18 protein-coding genes are annotated in these 20,582 nt (G+C 71.4%); 7 read left to right on the top strand and 11 right to left on the bottom strand.

Annotated features, from left to right (window positions below):
• The first annotated feature begins 109 nt into the window (after positions 1–109).
• The 3 genes from WMF17_RS08050 (at position 110) to WMF17_RS08040 (ending at position 2,745) form a co-directional block, all read left to right on the top strand.
• Positions 110–523: a Smr/MutS family protein gene (locus WMF17_RS08050; protein ID WP_437601380.1), complete on the top strand. Its 414-nt coding sequence runs from the start codon at positions 110–112 to the stop codon at positions 521–523.
• A gap of 54 nt (positions 524–577) precedes the next feature.
• Positions 578–1,993 (top strand): sigma 54-interacting transcriptional regulator, encoded by a 1,416-nt coding sequence (locus WMF17_RS08045; protein ID WP_437601379.1) that lies wholly within the window; start codon positions 578–580, stop codon positions 1,991–1,993.
• Between the two features lie 227 nt (positions 1,994–2,220).
• Positions 2,221–2,745: a hypothetical protein gene (locus tag WMF17_RS08040; RefSeq protein ID WP_437648839.1), complete on the top strand. Its 525-nt coding sequence runs from the start codon at positions 2,221–2,223 to the stop codon at positions 2,743–2,745.
• A 135-nt stretch (positions 2,746–2,880) separates the two neighbouring features.
• Here the strand turns inward: WMF17_RS08040 and WMF17_RS08035 are convergent, their stop codons facing one another.
• The gene (locus WMF17_RS08035; protein ID WP_437601377.1) at positions 2,881–4,266 is read right to left on the bottom strand and encodes an MATE family efflux transporter; all 1,386 of its coding nucleotides are present in this window, start codon (positions 4,264–4,266) and stop codon (positions 2,881–2,883) included.
• Positions 4,267–4,677: 411 nt separating this feature from the next.
• Between WMF17_RS08035 and WMF17_RS08030 the strand changes: the two genes are divergently transcribed.
• Together WMF17_RS08030 and WMF17_RS08025 are read left to right on the top strand one after the other, a co-directional pair.
• Entirely contained in the window at positions 4,678–6,180 is a 1,503-nt protein-coding gene (locus WMF17_RS08030) for a carboxypeptidase regulatory-like domain-containing protein (protein ID WP_437601376.1), read from the top strand.
• A 488-nt stretch (positions 6,181–6,668) separates the two neighbouring features.
• Positions 6,669–7,805 carry a glycoside hydrolase family 5 protein gene (locus WMF17_RS08025; protein WP_437648838.1) on the top strand — a complete coding sequence of 379 codons (1,137 nt, stop codon included), beginning with the start codon at positions 6,669–6,671 and terminating at the stop codon, positions 7,803–7,805.
• Positions 7,806–7,892: 87 nt separating this feature from the next.
• On the opposite strand, the gene WMF17_RS08020 is transcribed toward WMF17_RS08025, so the two are convergent.
• From WMF17_RS08020 to WMF17_RS07980, 9 genes are all read right to left on the bottom strand, one after another.
• Complete coding sequence (locus WMF17_RS08020) at positions 7,893–8,078, bottom strand: hypothetical protein (protein WP_437601374.1); 186 nt, start codon at positions 8,076–8,078, stop codon at positions 7,893–7,895.
• 184 nt (positions 8,079–8,262) lie between these two features.
• Positions 8,263–9,942, bottom strand: a complete 1,680-nt coding sequence (locus tag WMF17_RS08015; protein WP_437648837.1) for an AMP-binding protein — start codon at positions 9,940–9,942, stop codon at positions 8,263–8,265.
• Positions 9,939–10,883, bottom strand: a complete 945-nt coding sequence (locus tag WMF17_RS08010; protein ID WP_437648836.1) for an SAM-dependent methyltransferase — start codon at positions 10,881–10,883, stop codon at positions 9,939–9,941. Before WMF17_RS08010 ends, WMF17_RS08015 begins: the two co-directional genes overlap by 4 nt.
• Positions 10,880–11,206 carry an acyl carrier protein gene (locus WMF17_RS08005; RefSeq protein ID WP_437601371.1) on the bottom strand — a complete coding sequence of 109 codons (327 nt, stop codon included), beginning with the start codon at positions 11,204–11,206 and terminating at the stop codon, positions 10,880–10,882. Before WMF17_RS08005 ends, WMF17_RS08010 begins: the two co-directional genes overlap by 4 nt.
• A gap of 162 nt (positions 11,207–11,368) precedes the next feature.
• A complete protein-coding gene (locus tag WMF17_RS08000) occupies positions 11,369–12,370 on the bottom strand; it encodes a hypothetical protein (protein ID WP_437601370.1) in 1,002 nt (333 codons plus the stop codon).
• 156 nt (positions 12,371–12,526) lie between these two features.
• Positions 12,527–13,582, bottom strand: a complete 1,056-nt coding sequence (locus WMF17_RS07995; protein WP_437648835.1) for a polysaccharide deacetylase family protein — start codon at positions 13,580–13,582, stop codon at positions 12,527–12,529.
• Complete coding sequence (locus WMF17_RS07990) at positions 13,575–14,423, bottom strand: class I SAM-dependent methyltransferase (protein WP_437648834.1); 849 nt, start codon at positions 14,421–14,423, stop codon at positions 13,575–13,577. Before WMF17_RS07990 ends, WMF17_RS07995 begins: the two co-directional genes overlap by 8 nt.
• A 10-nt stretch (positions 14,424–14,433) precedes the next feature.
• The gene (locus WMF17_RS07985) at positions 14,434–15,198 is read right to left on the bottom strand and encodes a class I SAM-dependent methyltransferase (protein ID WP_437648833.1); all 765 of its coding nucleotides are present in this window, start codon (positions 15,196–15,198) and stop codon (positions 14,434–14,436) included.
• Positions 15,199–15,469: 271 nt separating this feature from the next.
• Positions 15,470–16,459 carry a transaldolase gene (locus WMF17_RS07980; RefSeq protein ID WP_437648832.1) on the bottom strand — a complete coding sequence of 330 codons (990 nt, stop codon included), beginning with the start codon at positions 16,457–16,459 and terminating at the stop codon, positions 15,470–15,472.
• Between the two features lie 114 nt (positions 16,460–16,573).
• Between WMF17_RS07980 and WMF17_RS07975 the strand changes: the two genes are divergently transcribed.
• Together WMF17_RS07975 and WMF17_RS07970 are read left to right on the top strand one after the other, a co-directional pair.
• Entirely contained in the window at positions 16,574–18,550 is a 1,977-nt protein-coding gene (locus WMF17_RS07975; RefSeq protein WP_437648831.1) for a MutS-related protein, read from the top strand.
• Between the two features lie 29 nt (positions 18,551–18,579).
• Entirely contained in the window at positions 18,580–19,569 is a 990-nt protein-coding gene (locus WMF17_RS07970; RefSeq protein WP_437648830.1) for a penicillin-binding transpeptidase domain-containing protein, read from the top strand.
• On the opposite strand, the gene WMF17_RS07965 is transcribed toward WMF17_RS07970, so the two are convergent.
• A complete protein-coding gene (locus tag WMF17_RS07965; protein ID WP_437601362.1) occupies positions 19,507–20,475 on the bottom strand; it encodes an alpha/beta fold hydrolase in 969 nt (322 codons plus the stop codon). The two genes, WMF17_RS07970 and WMF17_RS07965, sit on opposite strands and share 63 nt — an antisense overlap.
• Positions 20,476–20,582: the final 107 nt, after the last annotated feature.

The raw sequence follows: 20,582 nt of genomic DNA, 5'->3' as shown, positions 1-20,582 counted from the left end.
ATAAGACACACGTGGCATATATGCAATGTGATTTATCAGCGCGGGCGCCGCGCGACCCCTCGACGCCGCGGGCCGTGGCGGCCGCCGCGGGCTCGGCTACACCGCGCGGATGCTCCGCCGACTCCTCGCCTGGCTCGACCGCGCGCCCTCGCCGCGCGCGCCCGCGTCACCCGACATCGACATCGTCGCCGGCGTCGAGCCGCCGGAGGCCGAGCCGCCCGGAGCGCCCGGCGGCGACGACGTCGTGGTCATGCCGATCGAGGACGCGATCGACCTGCACACGTTCGCCCCGCGCGACGTCGCCTCGGTGGTCGAGGAGTACCTCCACGAGGCGCAGCGGCGCGGCTTCCGCGAGGTGCGGATCATCCACGGCCGCGGCAAGGGCGTGCAGCGCCGCATCGTGCAGGGCGTCCTCTCGCGCCACCCCGCCGTCGACGGCTTCCGCGACGCCCCGGCCTCGCGCGGCGGGTGGGGCGCGACCGTCGTGTGGCTCAAGGCCTCGGGCGGCGGCGCCTCGCCGTGAAGCGTCAGCAAGGCCACCTGGAACGACCGCGGGCTCCCGCGTAAGATGGCGCGCATGTCGCGTCCCCCCGCCACGCCCGACGACCCCGGCCCGACCAGCCTCGCGGCCGCCACCGAGCCCCGCATGAAGGCCGAGGTGGTGGCGGTGCCCCGCATCGAGCTGTGCGTCGAGCGCGAGGCGGGCAAGCCCGCGAGCCGGGCGATGGTGCTCGACGGCGACTTCATCCGCATCGGCTCCCACCAGAGCAACGATCTCGTCCTCGCCGACCGCGCCGTCTCGCGCTTCCACTGCATCCTCGAGCGCGTGAAGTCGACGTTCCGGCTGACGGACGTCGGCTCGCTCAACGGGACCACCATCGCCGGCGTCCGCGTGCGGGACGCCGACGCGCTCCTGCCGGAGTGCCGCATCGAGCTCGGCGAGTCGGTCGTGCGCATCCGCGACGCCGACGCCGTCGCCGAGACCGAGCTCGCGCGCGCCGTCAGCTTCGGCGCGCTCCAGGGCGTGTCGGTCCCCATGCGGCGCCTGTTCCACGTCCTCGATCGCGTGGCGAAGAGCGCGCCCGACGTGCTCATCGAGGGCGAGAACGGCACGGGCAAGGAGGTCATCGCCACCGAGCTCGTCCAGCGCGGCGCCCGCGCCGACAAGCCGCTCGTCATCGTCGACTGCGGCGCCATCTCGCCGAGCCTCATCGAGAGCGAGCTGTTCGGCCACGTGCGCGGCTCGTTCACGGGCGCCTCGCGCGACCGCGCCGGCGCCTTCGAGGAGGCCGACGGCGGCACCGTCTTCCTCGACGAGATCGGCGAGCTGCCGCTGGAGATGCAGCCGAAGCTGCTCCGCGCCCTCGCCTCGCGCGAGGTGCGCAGGCTCGGCGAGAGCCGGGTGCGCAAGGTCGATATCCGGGTGATCGCCGCCACCAACCGGCGCCTCGAGCGAGAGGTGAACAGCGGTCGATTCCGCGAGGACCTCTATTACCGCCTCTCGGTGCTCACCGTGCGCGTCCCGCCGCTCCGGGAGCGCAAGGAGGACATCGGCCTCCTCGTCCACAGCTTTCTGAACGAGCTCGGCGCCGCCGACAAGGTGAGCCTCTTTTCGCCCGAGATCATCGAGGAGATGAAGCGCTACGACTGGCCCGGCAACGTGCGGGAGCTGAGGAACTACGTCGAGCGCCGCGTCGTGCTCGGCGAGGGCGCCGCCATGGGGGCGACGGCGCCGTCCGAGCGCAGCTCCACGCCGCCGGGCTCCACGCCGCCGGGCGCCGCGCGCGAGGCGCCGGCCGCGAACATCGAGATGCCCTTCAAGGAGGCGAAGGAGGCCATCATCAACGGGTTCGAGCGGGACTACCTCGCCGCGCTGCTCGACTGGTCGAACGGCAACGTGAGCCGCGCCGCGCGCAAGGCGGGGCTCGACCGGATGTACCTCCACCGCCTCCTCCAGCGCCACGGGCTCCGCCGCGCCGCCGCCCTCGACTGAGAAGTGCCGCGCCTCACCGACCGGGGCGAGCCCGCGACCGCCCCGCGCGATAGGACAGGGCGCCACCGCCCCGCCCATGTCACAGTCGCGGCGAAATGGCGCGATCCGTTCGTGTGCGCAACCTCGCAAAATCTCTAAACATTTCTGAAACAGAGCTGCTCGTCTGGCTCGCGGATCAAGCGCCTGCGGCCGACATCCGGCATCCGGCGGACTTCCTCCCCCCGGAGATGGTGGAGCGGGCGCAGCAGGCGCTCGCCCGGCCGCCGCCGCCGGCGCCGGCGCCGGAGCCGGTCGAGCGCCGCTGCGCCGAGTGCGCGAAGCTCCCCGCGAAGGCGGGGGTCCGCGTGGTCGAGGTCGGCGCCAACGCAGTTTGCGACCTGTGTGGCAGCTCCGCGAACAAGCGGGCGGCGCTCACGATGATCGGGGCGTTCCATGCGCGGGGGCTCCGGAGGCTGCTCGTGGTCGGCGGGGGGCCGGGCACGGCCGAGGACCTGCGGCAGCTGCTCGCGGGCGAGGTCGACATCCGCATCGTGGACGGCGAGGGCCACCGCAACGCGACGAAGGCCGACGCCGATCTCCGCTGGGCCGACGTTGTCGCGGTCTGGAGCTCGACGATCCTCTCGCACAAGGTCTCGAAGCTCTACACCGACCAGCGCGCCGCGTTCCGCGACAAGCTCGTCACCGTGCCGAGGCGCGGCGTGGCCGCGCTCTGCATGGCGGTGACCGAGAAGGTGGGTAGTGGTCCTATCTGAACACGCTCCCGATACCGTGCGACCAGGCGCGGGGCGGGAGCGCCCGCGCGCCCGGGGCTCTCCTTCGATGACGAGGTGGAGCAATGGACATGCCACTTCGAAGCGGAGACGGGCTTGGCGTCGCTCGACCGGCTATCACCCCGGGCGGCTGTGGAGCCGCACGCGACGGCGGGTGCGCCGCGCGTGGGGCACCCAGCCGCGGAAGTGCCAGCGCGCGGACATGGCGAGTCCGCGGATCCACTCGTCGGCGCCGTAGGCCACCCAGACGCCGACGAGCCCCCAGCCGAGGTAGACGCCGAGCAGCCAGGACAGCCCGACGGCCACGGCGAACATCGAGAAGACGCCGAACGCGACCGGGAAGCGCGCGTCGCCGGCGGCGCGGAGGCCGTTGATGACGACCAGGTTGATCGTGCGGCCCGGCTCGACAAGGAGGGTGAGCCAGAGCAGCTTGGAGCCGGTGGCGATCACCTCCGGATCGCTCGTGAACAGGCCGAGCAGGTGGGGGCCGATCAGCGCGATCGCGAGCACCAGGGCCACGCACACGCAGAACCCGACCAACAGGCCGCCGCGCACCTGGCGATCGGCGCCGATCAGCTCGCCGGCGCCGATGTGGTGCCCGACCACGATCTCGGTCCCGAAGCCGAGCGCCAGGCCGAACAGGAGCAGGAAGTGCACGATCTGCATCGTGTACGTATGCGTGGTGAGCGCCGTCTGCCCCATGTTGGCGACCATGGCGAGGATGATCATGAAGCTGATGCGATAGACCACGTTCTCGCCCGCCCCCGGCAGGCCGATGTGCAGCATCTCGCGGAGGCGATCGGGGCGGATGCGCCAGAAGTCCTCGAAGGTCGGGCGGATCCGGAGGCGCGCGATCCACAGCTGTCGGTGCATCCAGAAGGAGCACGCGCGCGCGATCACCGCGGCGAGCGCGAGCCCGTTCATGCCGAACCCAGGCCACCCGGCGACACCGAACATGAGCGGCAGGCTGAGCGAGAGCTGGATGACGTACATGACGATGATGAGGCGCAGCGTGTCGCGGGTGTACGTGTGCGCGCGCAGCACCGCGCCGAGCGAGAAGTTCACCGCGTCGAACGCCAGCATCACGCCGACCGCGATCAGATACGGCTGCGCGATCGGGAACAGGGAGGGCGGCAGGCGCATCAGCTCGAGCAGGGGCCGCGCGCCGATCGCGATGACGGCGCAGCTGAAGACCCCGAGCCACAGGTTGGCGGCGAGCGACGCCCGCGCGACCTGCTCGGCGCCGGCGCGGTCGCGCGCGCCGAGGTACTGAGTGACCACCACGCTCGCGCCGACGCTGACGAAGCGAAAGGTGATCATGAAGGTCAACATGATCTGGTTGGACAGCCCGTACGCCGCGGCGGCTTCATCCGAGAGGCGGCTGACCAGCCACACGCCGAACACCCCGACGAGCATGTGCAGCAGGTGCTCGCTGAAGATGGGCCAGGTGATCTCGAGCAGGCGGGGGCGAGCGAGAGAAGGAGCAGGAAGGACCGATTGCAAAGCGCCGCATCCTACTCTGCCGGGGTGCACCTCGCCATGGCGGAACACGGCCGGATGGACGCCGGCCCCGGCGCAGTCCGCCGCGCCGGCAGCGAGGACGGGGCGCGGTCATCGGGTCGTCGCGCCGCCGCCGCGTGGCGCTGTGGTCCACGGGACGGCGGCGGGGGCCGCTGTCGCCCCTCTCCTCACGATCCGCTCGGGTCGCAGCGGCCGAGCGGCGGTCGAGGCGCCGGACGGCTCGGCGCCGCGCTCTCGCGGCGACGTGAGGAAAGACGATCTCGAGGCGAGACAGCAAAACGTGTCTGCGCTCGCCTCCTTGCAGGGTTGTCCCTTCCCGGCTCCCCTCGTCTCGATTACTCTCGGAATGGGCAGAGCGGGGCACCCTCGCGCCTCCGCGCCCGGAGGTGTCGAATGGTGAAATTGCATAGCAGCGCCGGATGGCTCCTGGCCGCGGCGGCGATGGCGCCGGCCGCGATTGCCGGGTGCTCATGCGGCGATCCCGGCGGGACGAGCGCGAGCACGTCCGGCGGCGGCAGCGGCGGCAGCGGCGGCAGCGGCGGCAGCGGCGGCCAGGGCGCAGGGGGCGGCTTCGGGGGGGCCCCATTCCTGGCGGGGAGCGGCGGCTCCGGCGTCGGGAGCGGCGGGTGCGAGGGGCTCGAATGCCAGCAGGTCGCCTGTCCGGCCGGCGGCAAGACCACCGTGAGTGGCACCGTGTACGAGCCCGCGGGCAATGTCCCGCTGTACAACGTGATCGTTTATGTCCCGAACAGGGAGCTCGATCCGATCGCCGACGGGGCGAGCTGCGATCAGTGCAACGTGACGCTCTCGGGAGATCCGATCGCGACCGCGCTGACGGACACGAAGGGGCGGTTCGTGCTGGAGGACGTGCCGGTCGGCGAGGACATCCCGCTGGTCATCCAGCTCGGCAAATGGCGGCGCCAGATCACGCTGCCGAGGGTCGAGGCGTGCGTCGACAACCCGACCGTGGACAGGGAGATCCGGCTGCCGCGCAGCAAGTCGGAGGGCCATCTCCCGAGGATCGCGCTGACGACCGGCGGCATGGACGTGCTGGAGTGCCTCCTCTACAAGATGGGTATCGATGCGTCGGAGTTCACGCCCGAGACGGGCGACGGGCGGGTGAACCTGTTCGTCGGGCGCGCCATCGAGGGCGACAGCGCGACGAGCCGGTTCCGCGACGGGCTGAACGGCGGCGCGGCCTTCTCCCCTGCGCGGGAGTTCTGGAGCTCGCTCGACAACCTGCAGCGGTACGACATGGTGATCCTGTCGTGCGAAGGGTCGGCGTTCGTGGCGGACAAGCCGGCGACGGCGCGGCGGGCGATGTTCGACTACGCCTCCACGGGAGGTCGCGTGTTCGCGTCGCACTGGCACAACACCTGGCTGCGGCTCGGGCCGGAGCGGTTCCCGGACACGGCAGAATGGAACGAGGAGAGCGACCCCGACAACGGGCTCCCCGTGCTGGTGGACACCACGTTTCCGAAGGGCGTGGCGCTCCGGGACTGGCTCGTCACCGTGGAGGCGTCGGCCGTGCCCGGACAGATCGAGATCAACGATCCGCAGCACTGGGTCAACTCGGTGAACGAGGAGATCGCGACGCGGTGGCTCTACAACAACGCCGACCCGGCGTTCGACGCGCGTGCGGGGGTGAAGTACTTCACGTTCAACACGCCGATCGGCGCCCCGGAAGAACAGCAGTGCGGCCGGTTCGTGTACACGGACATCCACGTGGCGGCGAGCGACGTCGCCGGGGCGCCGTTCCCGAGCGGCTGCGAGGACCGCAACGGGGAGATCCATGGGCTGACGGCCCAGGAGAAGGCGCTGCTCTTCATGCTGTTCGACCTGTCGGCCTGCATCACGCCGGACGACGAGCCGCCGCCTGTGCCCGTGCCGAGGTGACGGCTCTCTTGACGCCCTGCGCATGGATGGGCGGTTGACCAGGGTGGTCGCCCGACCACCGAGGGGAGCACCGTAGCCTGCGTGGATCTACGCGGGGATGACAGCTCGCGCAGGCCATAGACGAGGGGCGGCGGCGACCGAGCCGTGGGTCCAGCGGACTGGCATGTATCTTGCGGAAAATTTCAATTGCTTGCACACCGCCGCTCGGGCACATCGGCGCCCGTGAAGGCTTCGCCTCACGCCCTCGCTGGTGGCTGACGGCGGCCCGCCCTCGAGAGTTGCACGCGGCAGCATTGTACCCTGGATCACATCACCAGACCCAGTCTTTACTATTTACTTTTATCTCGCGGAGGGCTTGCCATGGCGCTGGGCTGCCCTTTTAATGCCGCGCCATACGGTGACTTCCCTTGGAGGACATGATGAAGAGCGTTTCGCTTCGCGGTGTGCTTGGCAGGTCGAAGTGGTCATTCGGTCTTGCAGCGGTTGCGTTGCAAGCAGCCGTGCTGGTCGGCTGCGGTGACGCGTCGACGAACGACGGCGCGGGCGGCGCCGGCGGCGCCGGCGGCGGCGGCGGTGACGCGACGACGGGGACCTCGGCGACCTCGGCGACCTCGGCGACCACCGGGACCTCGGCGACCACCGGGACCTCGGCCTCCTCCACGAGCTCGACCACGACGGGGACCGGGGCGACCTCGGCGACGACGAGCACGGGCTCCGGGGTGGTGCCCACGGACGGAACGCCGGTCGAGCGTCACGGCCAGCTCAAGGTGAAGGACGGCAACATCGTCGGTGAGCACGGGGTCCCGGTCCAGCTCAAAGGCATGAGCCTGTTCTGGAGCCAGTGGAGCAACTACTACAACGCGAGCGTCGTCAACTCGGTCGCAGACAACTGGAACGCGACCGTCATCCGCGCGGCGATGGGCATCGAGGGGCGGGAGGGCTACCTCGCGAACGCGGGACCCGAGAAGGAGAAGGCGAAGGTCATCGCCGACGCGGCGATCGCGAAGGGCCTCTACGTGATCCTCGACTGGCACGATCACAACGCGGAGCAACACCTGGAGCAGGCCAGAAGCTACTTCCGCGAGGTCGCGCAGACCTACAAGAACGTGCCCAACGTGATCTTCGAGGTCTTCAACGAGCCGCTCAACTCGCACAACTGGGGCACCGTGAAGTCGTACGCCGAGACGGTGATCGGCGACATCCGCGCCCAGGGCGCCAACAACCTCGTCATCGTCGGCTCGCCGAACTGGTCGCAGGACGTGGACATCGCCGCCGACAACCCCGTCAACGACCCGAACGTGGCGTACACCCTGCACTTCTACGCCACGACGCACAGGGAAGCTCTGCGCGAAAAGGCCCAGCGGGCGATCGACAAAGGGCTGGCGCTGTTCGTGACCGAGTGGGGGACCTGCGAGGCCAACGGCAACGGCGCGCTCGATTTCGCGCAGGCGGGGACCTGGCTCGACTTCCTGGACGCGCACAACATCAGCTGGGCCAACTGGTCGCTGGGCGACAAGGCGGAGGCGTGCTCCGCCCTCAAGCCCAATGCCAACCCCATGGGCAACTGGACGGACAACGACCTCACCGAGTCGGGCAAGTGGGTGAAGGCGAAGATCGCGGAGTGATCCGCGCACGGGTCCCCGGGCGCTCGCCCCGGTGACCTGGACCCGGCAGGAGGCGCGCGTCCGCCGAGGGCGCGCTCCCTCCCTCGCTCACTCGTGCTCTGGCTTGCTCTCCCCGGTCAGAGGCCGCCCCGCACAGAAGGGGCACTGGTCGTCCGAGCTCCAGTCGTCGTCCTCGAGGCCGAGCGCCCGGAGCTGCTCGAGCTCCCACGCGCGCGCCTCGGGCGAAAGGGGGGCAGGACAGGTCGACTTGTGTTCTCTCGGGCGACTCAACATGGACGGCCCCGTTCGGTTGTGCTCCGGAGAGCGGTTCCGGGATCTATCGCGCGCAGCACAGCTGCGCTCGCGAAATCGGCCTGGCGGCGGCAGATCTGTCCGGCGTTGAGACGCACGGACAGGACCTCGGAGAACGATTGAATGGCAAACGGGGAGCTCGTTCCGGAATCGCTGGCGCGCGAGGCTACGCCGGCCGGGACGCCCCCGCGCGCAGCCGCTCCGCCACCTCGCGGCGTCGCAGCTTGCCGCTCGTCGTCTTGGGCAGCTCGCCCGGCGGGAGCAGGACGACCTGGTCGATGGTGACGCCGTTCGCCCGCAGCGCCTCGCGCACGCGCTCGGTGAGGCCGGCGTGCTCGGCGACCTCGGCGCGCGTCTCGGCGACCACATAGACCGCCTCGGTCTGGCGCTCCTCGAGGAAAATCCCCACCGCGACCACGCATCCGGCCCGGATGCCGTCGACCCGGGACGCGATCTCCTCGATCACGGCGGGGATCATCGTGTGCCCGCCCTTGATGATCACCTCCTTCTTCCGGCCGGTGACGAACAGCGTTCCGCGATCGACGAACCCGAGATCGCCCGTGCGCAGCCACCCGCCCACGAGCGCCTCGGCCGTCGCCTCGGGGTCGTTGAAATACCCCTCCATCACGGTCTCCGAGCGCACCTCGATCTCCCCCACCGCGCGCTCCGGGACGGGGCTCTGCCCGGCGTCCACGATCCGGAGCTCGGTGTGCGGGATCGGCCTGCCGAGGCCGACGAGCTCCAGCGACAGAGGTCCCGGCGCGGCCTCCTCGACCCGGCCCTCGCGCTCGAGCAGGCCGCGATCCACCGTGAGGACGCGCGGCGCGGCGAGCAGCTCGGGGAAGGTCACGGCGACCGTCGCCTCGGCCAGCCCGTAGACAGGGAAGAACGCCTCGATGCGGAAGCCGCAGGGCGCGAACGCCTCGGCGAAGCGGCGGAGCAAGGCGGGGGAGATCGGCTCGGCGCCGACCATCGCGCACCGCCACGCGCCGAGGTCGAGCCCCGCCTCGACGGCGCGACGGGCGAGCCCGATGCAGATGGAATAGGCGCTCGGCGGCCCCAGCGAGATGGCGCCCCGGATGCTCGACATCTCCGAGAGCCACGAGAACGGCCGCGTCCGGAACTCGAGCGGCGAGAGCATGTGCACGGGAAAGTCGTTGAAGAGCGGGAAGAGCAGCCCGCCGACCAGCCCCATGTCGTGGTGGAGCGGCAGCCACGAGACGCCCCCCGCCCCGTCGCCGCGCACCGGGAGGCGCTGGCTCATCGCGTCGAGGTGCAGCATGAGCCGCTCGTGCGGGATGACCACGCCGCGCGGATGCCCGGTGCTGCCGCTCGTGAGCTGGATGAGCGCCGGGCCGGGCGCGCGCTCCGGATCCGGCAGCGAGGCGGCGAGGGGCGCGTCGAGCAGCGGCTCGGCGGCGAGCAGCAGGAGGTCGTCCGCGCCGCCCTCGCCCTGCGCAAAGCCGAGCAGCGCGGACGAGACAACGAGCGCGCGCGCGCCGACGCGGGCGGCCGTCCGCCGGAGCTCGCCGAGGAACGCCGCGACGTCGGTGAGCCGGTAAGGCACCCCGACCTGGATCGGCACCGCGCCGAGCACCCAGACGCCGAAGAGGCACGGCACCGCCACCTCGACGTCCGTCACGAGCAGGAGCACGCGGTCGCCCGGGCGAACCCCCGCGGCGAGCAGCCCCGAGGCCGCCGCGCACGCGCGGCGCCAGTACTCCGCCCACGACCAGCCGACGAACTCGCCCTGCTGCTTGTGGTAGAAGCCGAACCGCTCCGGCGTCGCCTCGGCCCGCGCCCTGAGCAGGCCAGCGACCGTCCGCGCAGCGAGCGCGCGGCTCACGGCGCGCGCCCCGGCTCGGGAGAGGGCGCGACGCCGAGGCGCTCGCGGCCGCCGGCCTTCGTCGCCACGATCATGTACTCGAGCGCGGTGCGCCGCGCGAACGAGAGCCGGCCCACGGTCATGTACGTCTGGAGCAGCCGCGAGAAGCCGGGCGCGCGCGCGTCGATCCGGGCGCGGTTCGAGCGCACGTTGTCGATCCATCGGGCGACCGTGTGCACGTACGAGCTCGTGAGATCCTCGACGCGCCGGACATCGAGGCCGGCCTGCTCGATCATTCCGAGCTCCTCGGCGAGCGAGATCAGGCGGCAATAGCCGAGCGCCTGGACGAAGATGTACTGCGTGGCAGCGCTCTCCCGGTCGCCGCGGGCGCGCGCCGGGAAATAGCAGTCGGAGATGAGCAGCCTGCCGCCCGGGCGCAGCGCGGCGGCGATCTTCTTGTGGATCCGCTCGCGGTTGTGCATGTGCACGATGCTGCCCACGAAGAGGACGGCGTCGAGCGACTCGGGCTCGAGGTCGACGTCCTCGATATGGGCGAGGTCGATGCGGACCCGCGAGGCGACGCCCACCCGGTCGGCGCGGCGGAGCGCCTCCTGCCGCTGCTTGTCGCTCAGCGTGACGCCCTGGAAGCTCCCGCCGGTGTGCTCGGCAAGATAGATGAGGTTCGAGCCCCAGCCGCACCCCACGTCGAGGACGCGCTCGCCGGGGTGGATGTCGAGCTCGCGGCGGACCCAGTCGTACTTCCGCTCCTGCGCCGCCTCGAGGCTCTCCCCGGGATCGAGGAAGATGCCCGTCGCATAGGCCAGGCGGCTGTCGAGGACCATGGAGAAGATCTCCGGGTCGTTCTGGTAATGGGCGGCGACCTCGCGCCGCTCGTGCTCCCGCTGCTCCTCGGGCGTCCGGGAGGCGGCCTCGCGCTCGGCGCGCGTGCGCGGCGCGATCACGGCGCCCCTCCCCGGCCGCCCCGCGCCGCGAGCTGCGCCTCGACAAAGGCGATCACGTCCCCGACCGTGCTGATCTGCGCCTGATCGGGCGCCGCGAAATCGGGCGCCACGATCTGGAATCGCTCCTCCAATGCGACGTTGACCTCGATGAGCGCCAGCGAATCCACGCCGACACCGTTCTCGAGAGACAGGTCGGGAGTCACGGCGTCGACGCTCATCCCACATCGCTCTGCAATGATGGTGCGGACCTCGCGGGCGATCTCCGGATCTCCCCCGCCCGCCGCCTGCGGCTGCTTCTGTAGCGCCGCCTCGCTCTTCTTCATCGCGCTCTCCAGTTCAGGTTTCGGCGCGCGCGACCTTCAGCGCGCCGGCGCGAGAGGTACTCCATGCCAGCGCCGGTCACGGCCGTAATGGGCAGTACCATGACTGCCATTCGCCGTCCATGCAGGACGAGCTCGCTCGGCCGCAGGCCCGGCGCGAGCGGCTCAATCGCCGAAATCGCCGTCGAGCCCACCGCCGTCATCGAGCCCGCCACCGTCGTCGCCCCACGGATCGCCGCCGTCCGGCCCGTCGCCCTCGTCGCCGGCGCCCGGGTCGTCGCCGCCGCGATCGGCGTTGTTCAAGAGGCCAGGATCCGCGGCGGCCTCCTGCGCCGTGCCGAGCGGCGTGCCCGCCGGGCTCACGAAGAGCACGTGAGGAGGCGACATCATGTGCATGAACGAGGAGATGAGCATCACGTCCAGCATCATGCCGAGCGGGCTGGGAGGGTAATAGGCCACGAACGGGTCGTAGGCGGGGTGCGTGGGGTTCGCCGGTTGCCCTCCGGCAGCCGCGCCGTCGCCCTGGGGCGCGTGCACGACGCGCGCCTCGGCGTGGCGCTGCTCGACGCGCGCCTCCGGAATCGACGTCTTCAGGGCGCCCTCGAGCCGCCCGACGAAGGACTCGAACTGCATCCGCGCCGCCTCGAACAGCGCCGGGTCCTTCGCGAGGGGCTCGACGCGGCGGCGGTAGTCCTCCGCGGACTCGCCGGCGCGCGGCTCGAGATCCCGCACGCGCCCGCCGACGGACACGATCCCCGCCGGCTCGTCCTCGGCGTGCTCGGTGCGGGCGCGCGTCTCGATGACGAGGTGCAGCCCCGCCTCCTCGTGCTCGGCGGCGAATTTGAGCTCGCTGAAGCCGCGCCCGAACACGGCGGAGTGCTCGGACAGCGCGAGCACGAGATCGGGGAGATCGTCCGGCTTCCCGTCGGTGTCCTGGAAGATGACGGTATCGTCGATGACCAGCGAGAGGGCGTTGCCGATCCCGAGCTGGACGAGCGCCCGCCGCACCTGGTCGATCACGGCGGTGGCCTCCAGCTCGACGCGCATGCGATCCGTGTCGAGGTCCACCCTGGCGCCGAGGCCGCGCTTCAGCTTCTCCCACAGGGTGGGGTCGCGCTGGATGAGGCTGCCCTTGAGCGAAACGTGGATCTGTCCGATGAGCCGCATGCGCGCTACTTAGCACCGGAGCGCCGCCGGAGGACCGCCGACGCAGCAGGCGGCGCCAATAATGCGCCGGCCGGCCGCGCTTTGCGGAGGCGGCCCGAGGCGGCGCGGGGCGAGGATGTCCCTGCGCCGGCTGGCCAGACCCCCGGACAGGCCGGCCTAGCCGAACGTGAAGCGCTGCGCGACGCGCTTGTACGCCTGCTCGACGACGCGGCGGGCGTGGTGAATGGCGTTGGAGTGGGGGAACTGCAGCGAGGGAGGCGCGCTGTCGTCAGCGCTGGGCGCCTCGGGCGCCGCGTCCGCGAGCCGGCGCGCGAGGGCGCCCACGGTGTCGACCTCGAAATCCTTCGAGTTCTCCTGGAGGAAGCGGCAGAGCCCGCGGAGCCGCTCCATGTTGAGCCGGTTCAGGTAGCCGCGGCGCGCCTCCGCCGAGTCGAGGAAGTAGAACTCGAACGAGTGGGTCACCAGCGTGACCTCCTTGACCCCGAGCGCGCGGTAGCGGAGGAGACAGTGCTTGATCTCGTCGAGCGTCACCGCCGTGATCTGAAGGTGCCTGAAGCGCTTCGTCGGCTCGATGAAGTTCGTGACCGGCAGCTCGTACACCCCCGGCTCGGGCGTCTCGAAGAGGCCGAGCCGCGCGCCGGGATACTGCATCTTGCAGTTCTTGTTGAAGTAACAGGGGTTGTAGTTGCTGCTCAGCACGAGCCCCGCCTGCTTCATCGCGCGCCAGGTGTCGTTGCTCGCGCCGAAGTTGCCGGCGCGGTAGCCGAGCAGCTCGCTCGCCGGGACGCCCGCGCGCACGAGCAGGTCGCGCCCCTCGAGCAGCAGCCGCGCCTGCTCCTCGACCGGATAGTCGGCGATGTCGTCCGAGACGCGGGCCTCGCCCCGGGTGTGCCAGTCGGCGCGCCGCTGCACGGGGTGCACGTGCAGCTGCACGTCGTGGCCCCGGCTGTGCAGCGCCTGGCACACGTTCTTGAGCCCGTCCATCCCGAAGCTGTACGAGCCGATCGCCTCGACGAAGAACGTCCCGCGCTGACCGCACGCCTCGAGCTCGCGCATGATGAGCTCGATGCCGAGCGGCTCGCGCTGGTTGACGAAGCGGCCCCAGATGCGGAGGTCGTAGCCCATCGCGGGAGATTTGGCGTCGCCCGTGATGCGCTCTTCGGCGCACTCCACGTCCACGGTAATGTATACCCGCGTCCTCCCGTCAGCCATCGCCTGCTCCTCCCTCACCACGCTTCTGAAGCACCATCGTGATCGTCGGGGCCACGAAGCCCACGTGCATCCCGAGCGGGCCGAGCAGCCGGTTCGCCGCGGAGAAGGCCCTGAGCCGCGGCCCGGACATGCCCATCTTGGCCTTCAGGTCGACGATCAACCGGCCTCGATCCTGCTGCGAGATATCCGCATAGTCGCCGAACCCGCGCCGGAGCTGCCAGGGGAATACGCTGTAGATCGACCTGCCCGGGAACAGCGGGCGCAGCGGGCGAGGCACGTAGTTCATCAGGACGCGGCGGCTGTGGAGCTCGACCGGCCAGAGGCGGTTGCTCGTGCCCAGGATGACGATGAACCCCCACGGCGCGACCACCCGGTCGATCTCGCGCTGGACGGCGGGCAGGAGCCCGGGCGGGACGTACTCGAGCACGCTGTTGCAGGAGACGAGCTCGAACTCCTCGTTCGCGAACGGAAGCGCGGTCGTGTCGGGGACGTGAAGGACGCGCACCCTGTCCGACACCCCGTGGCGCTCGGCGTTCAGCTGGGTCAGCTCGACGTACGTGGGGTCGACATCGATCGCCGTCACGTCCGCGCCCAGGGTCGCGAGGACGACCGACGTCCCGCCCAGGTGGCAGCCGAACTCGAGCACCTTCTTGCCGCGGACCGAGGTGAAGAGATCGTCGTAGGCGTGGCGGCTGTGCCGCCACTCCCAGTCGACATACCCCCCCACGAAGGTGTCGTCCGGATCCCAGCCGTAGCGCTGGGCGCACTCGCGGAAGCGGCGGTCGGCGCCTGCGTCCCGGACAGCTGGCGGCGATATGACGTTCGGACTGGGATCGCTCATCGGGGAAGGATCAAGCGTCGGGCGTTCCTGCGGACCGCATGGGCGCCCTGTAGATGGCGACCAGGTAGGGGGAAAACCAGGGGTTCGTCTCGCCCGGGACCACCCGGCGCGCGAGCGCCTGGAGCGGCGGGACGAGCTTCCAGATGACACGCCGCGCCAGGAGCGGCGCCTCGTCGTCCAGCCAGAAATCGAAGTGGCCGCCCGTGTAACGGGCCTGGACGATCTCGGCGCCGTTGCGCCGGGCGGCGGCCTCGAGGAACGGCACGTTCATGATGCGGGTGTTGTGGCCGTTCAGGTTCTTGCGATCGAACAGCCAGTGGAGCGCCCTCTGCCCGCCGGCAAAATTCGGCATGGCCACCACCACGGTGCCTCCCGGCTTCACCATCTCGAAGTGCCGATCCACGACCGACCCCGCGTCGTCGAAGTGCTCGATGAACCCGAAGGAAGCTACAATATCGAACTTTTCCTCGGGCTTCCAGGAGAAGAAGTCCCCCTTCTCGATCTTGCCGACCTTGACGCCGCGCTTCGTGAGCTCGTCTGCGACGACGGCCGGGTCGCAGGCGTAGTCGAGGCCGTGGGCCGTGAACCCGAGGCGCCCGCAGAAATCGGCGAGGATGCGGCCCGGCGCACACCCGATCTCGAGGAACGACAAACCTTCTCCGCGCGGCAGGAAGGGAGCGATGTCGTCGTAGAGCTCGCAGCCGCCGCCCATGTCCTCGGCCCCGGCGTAGCCCTTCCAATGGTTCTCCCAGTAATCCTGTGACGTGAGCTTCAACGTCGCCTCCTCGTTGCCATGACGGAAGGGACGGCTCCACGCCGAGCCTCCTCGGAGGAACGCATTGGACCCGCCGCGGTGCGAATGATCCAATGCGACCCGTGTTGCGACCCGTGTGCCATCCAGCTGCGCGAATCCTAGAAGACCGGGAGGCCCGCGCGCAAGCCAGCCCTCCGCCTTCTTCCCGCGCCGCCGTCCATCGGGCCAGCCGGGCCGCGGGGTCGCGTCTCCTCGACGCTTCGCCCCGCGGGCCGCGCTCGCGCCGCCGGCGCTAGGAGGCAGCCCCCCTCTGCAGGCGCTCGCGGAGCAGGACCTCGAGCGCGGCGAGCGCCTTCGCGAAGCCGTCGATGCCCTCGCTGAGCTTGTCGTTCGCCATCCGGTCCGCGCTGTGCATCGCGCGGAACGTCGCCTCATCCACCGTGATCTTCTCGATGTGCATGGCGCGCGCCGCGTCCGGGTCGAGCTTCCGCGGCAGCTCGCCGCGCCCGGAGGCGAGCTCGGCGAGCAGCTTCGGCGAGATCGTCAGGAGATCGCAGCCGGCGAGCTCCTTGATCTCGTCGAGGTTGCGGAAGCTCGCCCCCATCACCTCGGTCTTGTAGCCGTGCTTCTTGTAGTAGTTGTAGATCTTCGTGACCGAGACGACCCCGGGGTCCTCGGCGGGCGCGTAGCTCGCGCGGCCCGTGTCCTTCAGGTACCAGTCGAGGATGCGCCCGACGAACGGCGAGATGAGCGTCACGCCCGCCTCGGCGCACGCGATCGCCTGGTGCAGCCCGAAGAGCAGCGTGAGGTTGCAGTGGATGCCCTCCTTCTCGAGGACCTCCGCGGCGCGGATGCCCTCCCACGTCGAGGCGATCTTGATGAGGACGCGCTCGCGCGAGACGCCGGCTTCCTCGTAGAGGCGCACGATGCGCCGGCCCTTCTCGAGGGTCGCCTGGGTGTCGTAGGAGAGGCGCGCGTCGACCTCGGTCGAGACGCGGCCGGGGATGATCTTCAGGATGCGCAAGCCGAAATCGACGGCGAGCCGGTCGAAGGCGAGGCTCACGGCGTCGCCCGGCTCCTTGCCCTGGCCCGCCTCCTTCTGTGCCCAGGCGAGCGCGCCGCTCACGATGTCGGTGTACTCGGACATCTGGGCGGCCGCGGTGATGAGCGACGGGTTCGTCGTCGCGTCTTGCGGGCGGAACTTCTCGATCGAGTTGATGTCGCCGGTGTCGGCGACGACGACGGTGTACGCCTTGAGGCGCTCCAGCAGGTTCTGGTCCATGGCGCCATTGTACGAGCAGCCAGGCAGGACGCTTCAAAGCTTTCGTGGCCTTCGTGCGGGGGCCCTCCCCTGCCGCTGGATGCACGGCCGGCGGTGGCCTATGGACAGCGCCCCGTGGAGCCGCCCCCCAACGCCGTCGAGCAGCCGTCCCCCAACGCCGTCGCGCAGGGCGTCCTGTCCGCCTATGACGATCGCCTGGTCGCCCTGCGCGCCGAGGCCGGCGCGCTCGAGCGCCGGTCGAGGACGTTCTCGCTGCTGCGCGGGGCCTCGTTCGTGGCCGCGGCCGTGGCCGGGGGGTACGCGCTCTTCGGCGACGTGCCGCGGTGGGTCGCGTACGCCGCCGGGGCGGTGACCGCGGTGTTCCTCGGGCTGCTCGTGGCGCACGCGCGCCTCGTCACCCGGATGACGGAGCTCGAGCAGCGCATCGGCCTCTACGTGCGCGGCAAGCGGCGCGTCGCCGGCGATTTCGCCGATTTCCCCGAGCGGGGCGACCGCTTCGGCGCGCCGGACCACGATTATGCAGGCGATCTCGACGTGTTCGGGCAGGCGTCGCTGTTCCAGCTGCTCGACGTGGCCCAGACCGGCGAGGGCGAGGCCACGCTCGCGGCCTGGCTCACGGAGCCCTCTCCCGCGGCCGGCGTGGCGGCGCGGCAGGAGGCGGTGCGCGAGCTCGCCGGCCTCGGCGCGTTCCGGGAGGATCTCGCCGTGGTGGGCCTCCAGGCGGGGGCGCGCGGCCGCGAGGCCGGGCCGCTGATCGCGTGGGCCGAGGCGCCCCCGTCGCTGCTCGGCGCCGAGGCGCGCGCCGGCGGCCTGCCGACGAGCGCGCTCCTGACCGCGGCGAAGGTGCTCGTGCCGCTGACGCTCGCGCTGCTCGCGGCGCCGCAGATCGTCCCGGCGGAAGAGCTCGGGCTGCTCCGCCACGCCTGGCTCCTGCCGTTCGCTGCCCAGCTCCTCGTGCTGCTCCTCCTGCGGCCCGCGATCGAGCCGATCCTCACCGCGGCGTCGTCGCGCGAGGCGCCGTTCGCGCGGTACCGGCCGCTCCTCGCGCGCATCGAGCAGCAGGCGTTCTCGTCGGCGCTCCTGAGCGAGCTCAAGGCCGAGCTCGCCGGCCCCTCGGGGGCGCTCGCCTCGCGCGAGATGACCGCGCTCGAGACGCGGGTGGGCTACTCGGACCTGCGTCACAGCGGGCTCATCCATCTCGTCGCCGACATCTTCCTGCTCTGGGACGTGTGGTGCGCGCTCGCCCTGGAGCGGTGGAAGCTGCGCGCGGGCCGGCACGTCAAGGCGTGGATGCGGACGCTCGGGCATGTCGAGGCGCTCGCGAGCCTCGGGACGTTCGCGCACGAGAACCCCGACTACGCCTACCCCGAGGTGAAGGACGGCGAGCCGCGCTTCACGGCGACGGGGCTCGGCCACCCGCTCCTGCCGCGCGACCGCCGGGTGACGAACGACGTCTCGCTGGAGGGCGCGGGCGCCGCGCTGCTCGTGACGGGCTCGAACATGTCGGGCAAGAGCACGCTGCTGCGCGCGATCGGGGTGAACGCCGTGCTCGCCCTCGCGGGCGCGCCGGTCTGCGCGTCGTCGCTGTCGCTGTCGCCGGTCCGCGTCCGGACGAGCATGCGGATCAAGGACTCGCTCGAGCAAGGCGTCTCGCACTTCTACGCCGAGCTGACCCGCCTGAAGCGCGTCGTCGACGGCGTGAACGGCGGCGAGCCGGTGCTGTTCCTGCTCGACGAGATCCTCCACGGAACGAACGCGCGCGAGCGCCAGATCGGCGCCAGGGCGGTCGTGAGGCACATCGTGGAGCGGGGGGCCATCGGCGCGGTGTCGTCCCACGACATGGGGATCTCCGTGCTGGAGCAGGAGACCGCGGGCCGCGTGCGCAACATGCACTTCGAGGAGCTCGTGGTCGAGGATCGGATGACCTTCGACTACAAGCTGAAGCCCGGCGTCGTGACGAGCGCGAACGCGCTGCGGCTGATGAAGATCGTGGGGATCGATCTCGACTTCTCGGAGGGCGAGCGCGCGCCGGCGACGGCCGCCGCCCCCGAGATGGCCGCCGCCCCCGAGATGGCGGCGGCGCGGGAATAAGCGCGGCGCGCGGCCGCGTTGGGGGCGCCATGCTCTTTCTGCCTTCCTCCTGCCTCGCGCGGCGCGCCGTCGCGGCCGCGCGTCCCCTCCTCGGCTGCGCTCTCCCGGCGCTCCTCGCCGCGGCGAGCGCCTGCACCACGGCGCCGCCACCGCCAGCGCCACCTCCGCCGCCGCCGCCGGGCAGCGAGGCGACGCCGCCGCCCGCCGCGCCGGGGCAGGGCGCGCCGGCGGCCGCGCCGGAGGCGGACGCGGCCGCCGCGGCGCCCGCGGCGAGGACCGAGGTCGACGAGGGCGGGGCGGCGCTCCTCCGCGCGGAGGGCGTGGACGGCGCGTTCGTCCTCCTCGACGCCGCGCGGGGCGTCACCCGCGTCGTGAACCCGGATCGCGCGGCGGCGCGGTACGTCCCCGCCTCGACCTTCAAGATCCCGAACACGCTCATCGGCCTGGAGACCGGGGTCATCCCGGATGAGCGCTTCTCGCTGCGGTGGGACGGCGTGAAGCGCAGCATCCCCGACTGGAGCCGCGATCACGATCTCGCGTCGGCGATGAAGCACTCGGTCTTCTGGTTCTACCAGGAGGTCGCGCGCCGGATCGGGCCCGAGCGCATGAAGGCGCACCTCGACGCGTTCGGCTACGGCAACCGCGACATCTCGGGCGGCATCGACAGGTTCTGGCTGACCGGAGGGCTCCGCATCTCGCCGCACGAGCAGATCGACTTCCTGCGGCGGCTCCACGCCGGCACGTTGCCCTGCGCGGCGAGGAGCCTGGACATCGTGAAGCGGCTCATCGTGCTGGAGCAGACGCCGGCCTACACGCTGCGCGGCAAGACGGGGCTGGAGGTCGACGAGCGATCGACCACCGGCTGGCTGGTCGGTTACGTCGAGCGCGGGGCGGACACCTACGTCTACGCGACCGTGCTCCTCGGCGAGCGCAGCGACAGCAAGCGGATCATGCCGCTACGTCACAGCCTGACCCGTACCCTGCTCAAGCGGCACGGCGCGCTCCCCGAGGACGCCTGACGCGGGCGGCGCGCCGGGAGCCGCCGGCGCCGGCCCACCGGCGCCCGCTGGCCTCGCGAGCGCCTCCCGCGCGAACGCGGCGACCCGCTCGGCGAAGCGGCGCGGCTCGTCGACGTGCGGGCAGTGGCCGACGCCTTCGGGCTCCTCGATCTCCGCGTGCGGCGGGAGGTGCCGCCGGTAGTACTCGAGGTTGCCGCCCGGCATGAGGCGGTCCGAGCGGCCCCAGATCAGCAGGATCGGCATCGACAGGGACCGCAGCTGCTCGGGCGTGAACGCGTGATCGCACCGGGTCGAGCTCGTGAAGGAGACGATGGTCTCGCGCGAGAACATCCGCACGACGTCGCCGGCGACCAGCGGCGTGAACCACGGCACGCGGTGGTAGAGGCGCGCGAAGAACGCGTGCGCGTCGGCCCGCGACCGCAGCTTGAACGTGCCGAGCAGCTGCGCGAGCTCGCTCTGCTCCATGCAGGCGCCGGCCGGCGACGCGAGCACCAGCGCGCGCACGCGGTCCGGGGAGCTCAGGGCGTAGCTCACCGCGACCGCGCCGCCGAGGGAGTTGCCGACGACGACGGCCGGCTCGTCGAGCTCGCGGTCGAGCAGCTCGTTCATGGCGGTGGTGAGGCACTCCGGCGTGAACGCCGACGCGGGCGTCGCGCTCCACCCGTGCCCCGGCGCCTCCGCGGCGATGACGCGGCGGGCGCGCCGCCGCAGGCGCTGGAGCACCGGCGCGTACGGGAGCGCCGAGGAGCCGATGCCGTGGAGCAGGACCACGGTCGGGAGCGGGCCCGTGCCCGGAGCATCGTAGAGGTGCAGCCGGCAGACCGACGTGTCGACCCAGCGGCTCTGCACCCCGGATCGGTTCAGCGCCCTCTTGGCGAGTCGCTCGGCGAGCGGGAGGATGCCCATACGCCGGGAATAGCAGATCGGGAGGGTCCCCGCGCGGGCGGAGGCGCGGGCGGGCGCGCGGAACGGAGCCGCCCGCGCCTCCGCCCGCGCGGGCAGCGGGCAGCGCA

Source organism: Sorangium sp. So ce362 (genome assembly GCF_051519845.1).
Taxonomy (GTDB): Bacteria; Myxococcota_A; Polyangia; order Polyangiales; family Polyangiaceae; genus Sorangium.
The sequence above is the reverse complement of the archived record's forward strand: the minus strand, read 5'-3'. Positions and strand labels throughout refer to the sequence as shown.

Excerpts from the sequence above, each read along its gene's own strand:
- WMF17_RS08045 (WP_437601379.1), top strand. The coding sequence starts at position 578 with ATGTCGCGTCCCCCCGCCACGCCCGACGACCCCGGCCCGACCAGCCTC.
- WMF17_RS08000 (WP_437601370.1), bottom strand. The coding sequence starts at position 12,370 with ATGCGGCTCATCGGACAGATCCACGTTTCGCTCAAGGGCAGCCTCATC.
- WMF17_RS08005 (WP_437601371.1), bottom strand. The coding sequence starts at position 11,206 with ATGAAGAAGAGCGAGGCGGCGCTACAGAAGCAGCCGCAGGCGGCGGGC.
- WMF17_RS08040 (WP_437648839.1), top strand. The coding sequence starts at position 2,221 with ATGGTGGAGCGGGCGCAGCAGGCGCTCGCCCGGCCGCCGCCGCCGGCG.
- WMF17_RS07965 (WP_437601362.1), bottom strand. The coding sequence starts at position 20,475 with ATGGGCATCCTCCCGCTCGCCGAGCGACTCGCCAAGAGGGCGCTGAAC.
- WMF17_RS07970 (WP_437648830.1), top strand. The coding sequence starts at position 18,580 with ATGCTCTTTCTGCCTTCCTCCTGCCTCGCGCGGCGCGCCGTCGCGGCC.
- WMF17_RS07995 (WP_437648835.1), bottom strand. The coding sequence starts at position 13,582 with ATGGCTGACGGGAGGACGCGGGTATACATTACCGTGGACGTGGAGTGC.
- WMF17_RS07990 (WP_437648834.1), bottom strand. The coding sequence starts at position 14,423 with ATGAGCGATCCCAGTCCGAACGTCATATCGCCGCCAGCTGTCCGGGAC.
- WMF17_RS08020 (WP_437601374.1), bottom strand. The coding sequence starts at position 8,078 with ATGTTGAGTCGCCCGAGAGAACACAAGTCGACCTGTCCTGCCCCCCTT.
- WMF17_RS08030 (WP_437601376.1), top strand. The coding sequence starts at position 4,678 with ATGGTGAAATTGCATAGCAGCGCCGGATGGCTCCTGGCCGCGGCGGCG.
- WMF17_RS08050 (WP_437601380.1), top strand. The coding sequence starts at position 110 with ATGCTCCGCCGACTCCTCGCCTGGCTCGACCGCGCGCCCTCGCCGCGC.
- WMF17_RS07980 (WP_437648832.1), bottom strand. The coding sequence starts at position 16,459 with ATGGACCAGAACCTGCTGGAGCGCCTCAAGGCGTACACCGTCGTCGTC.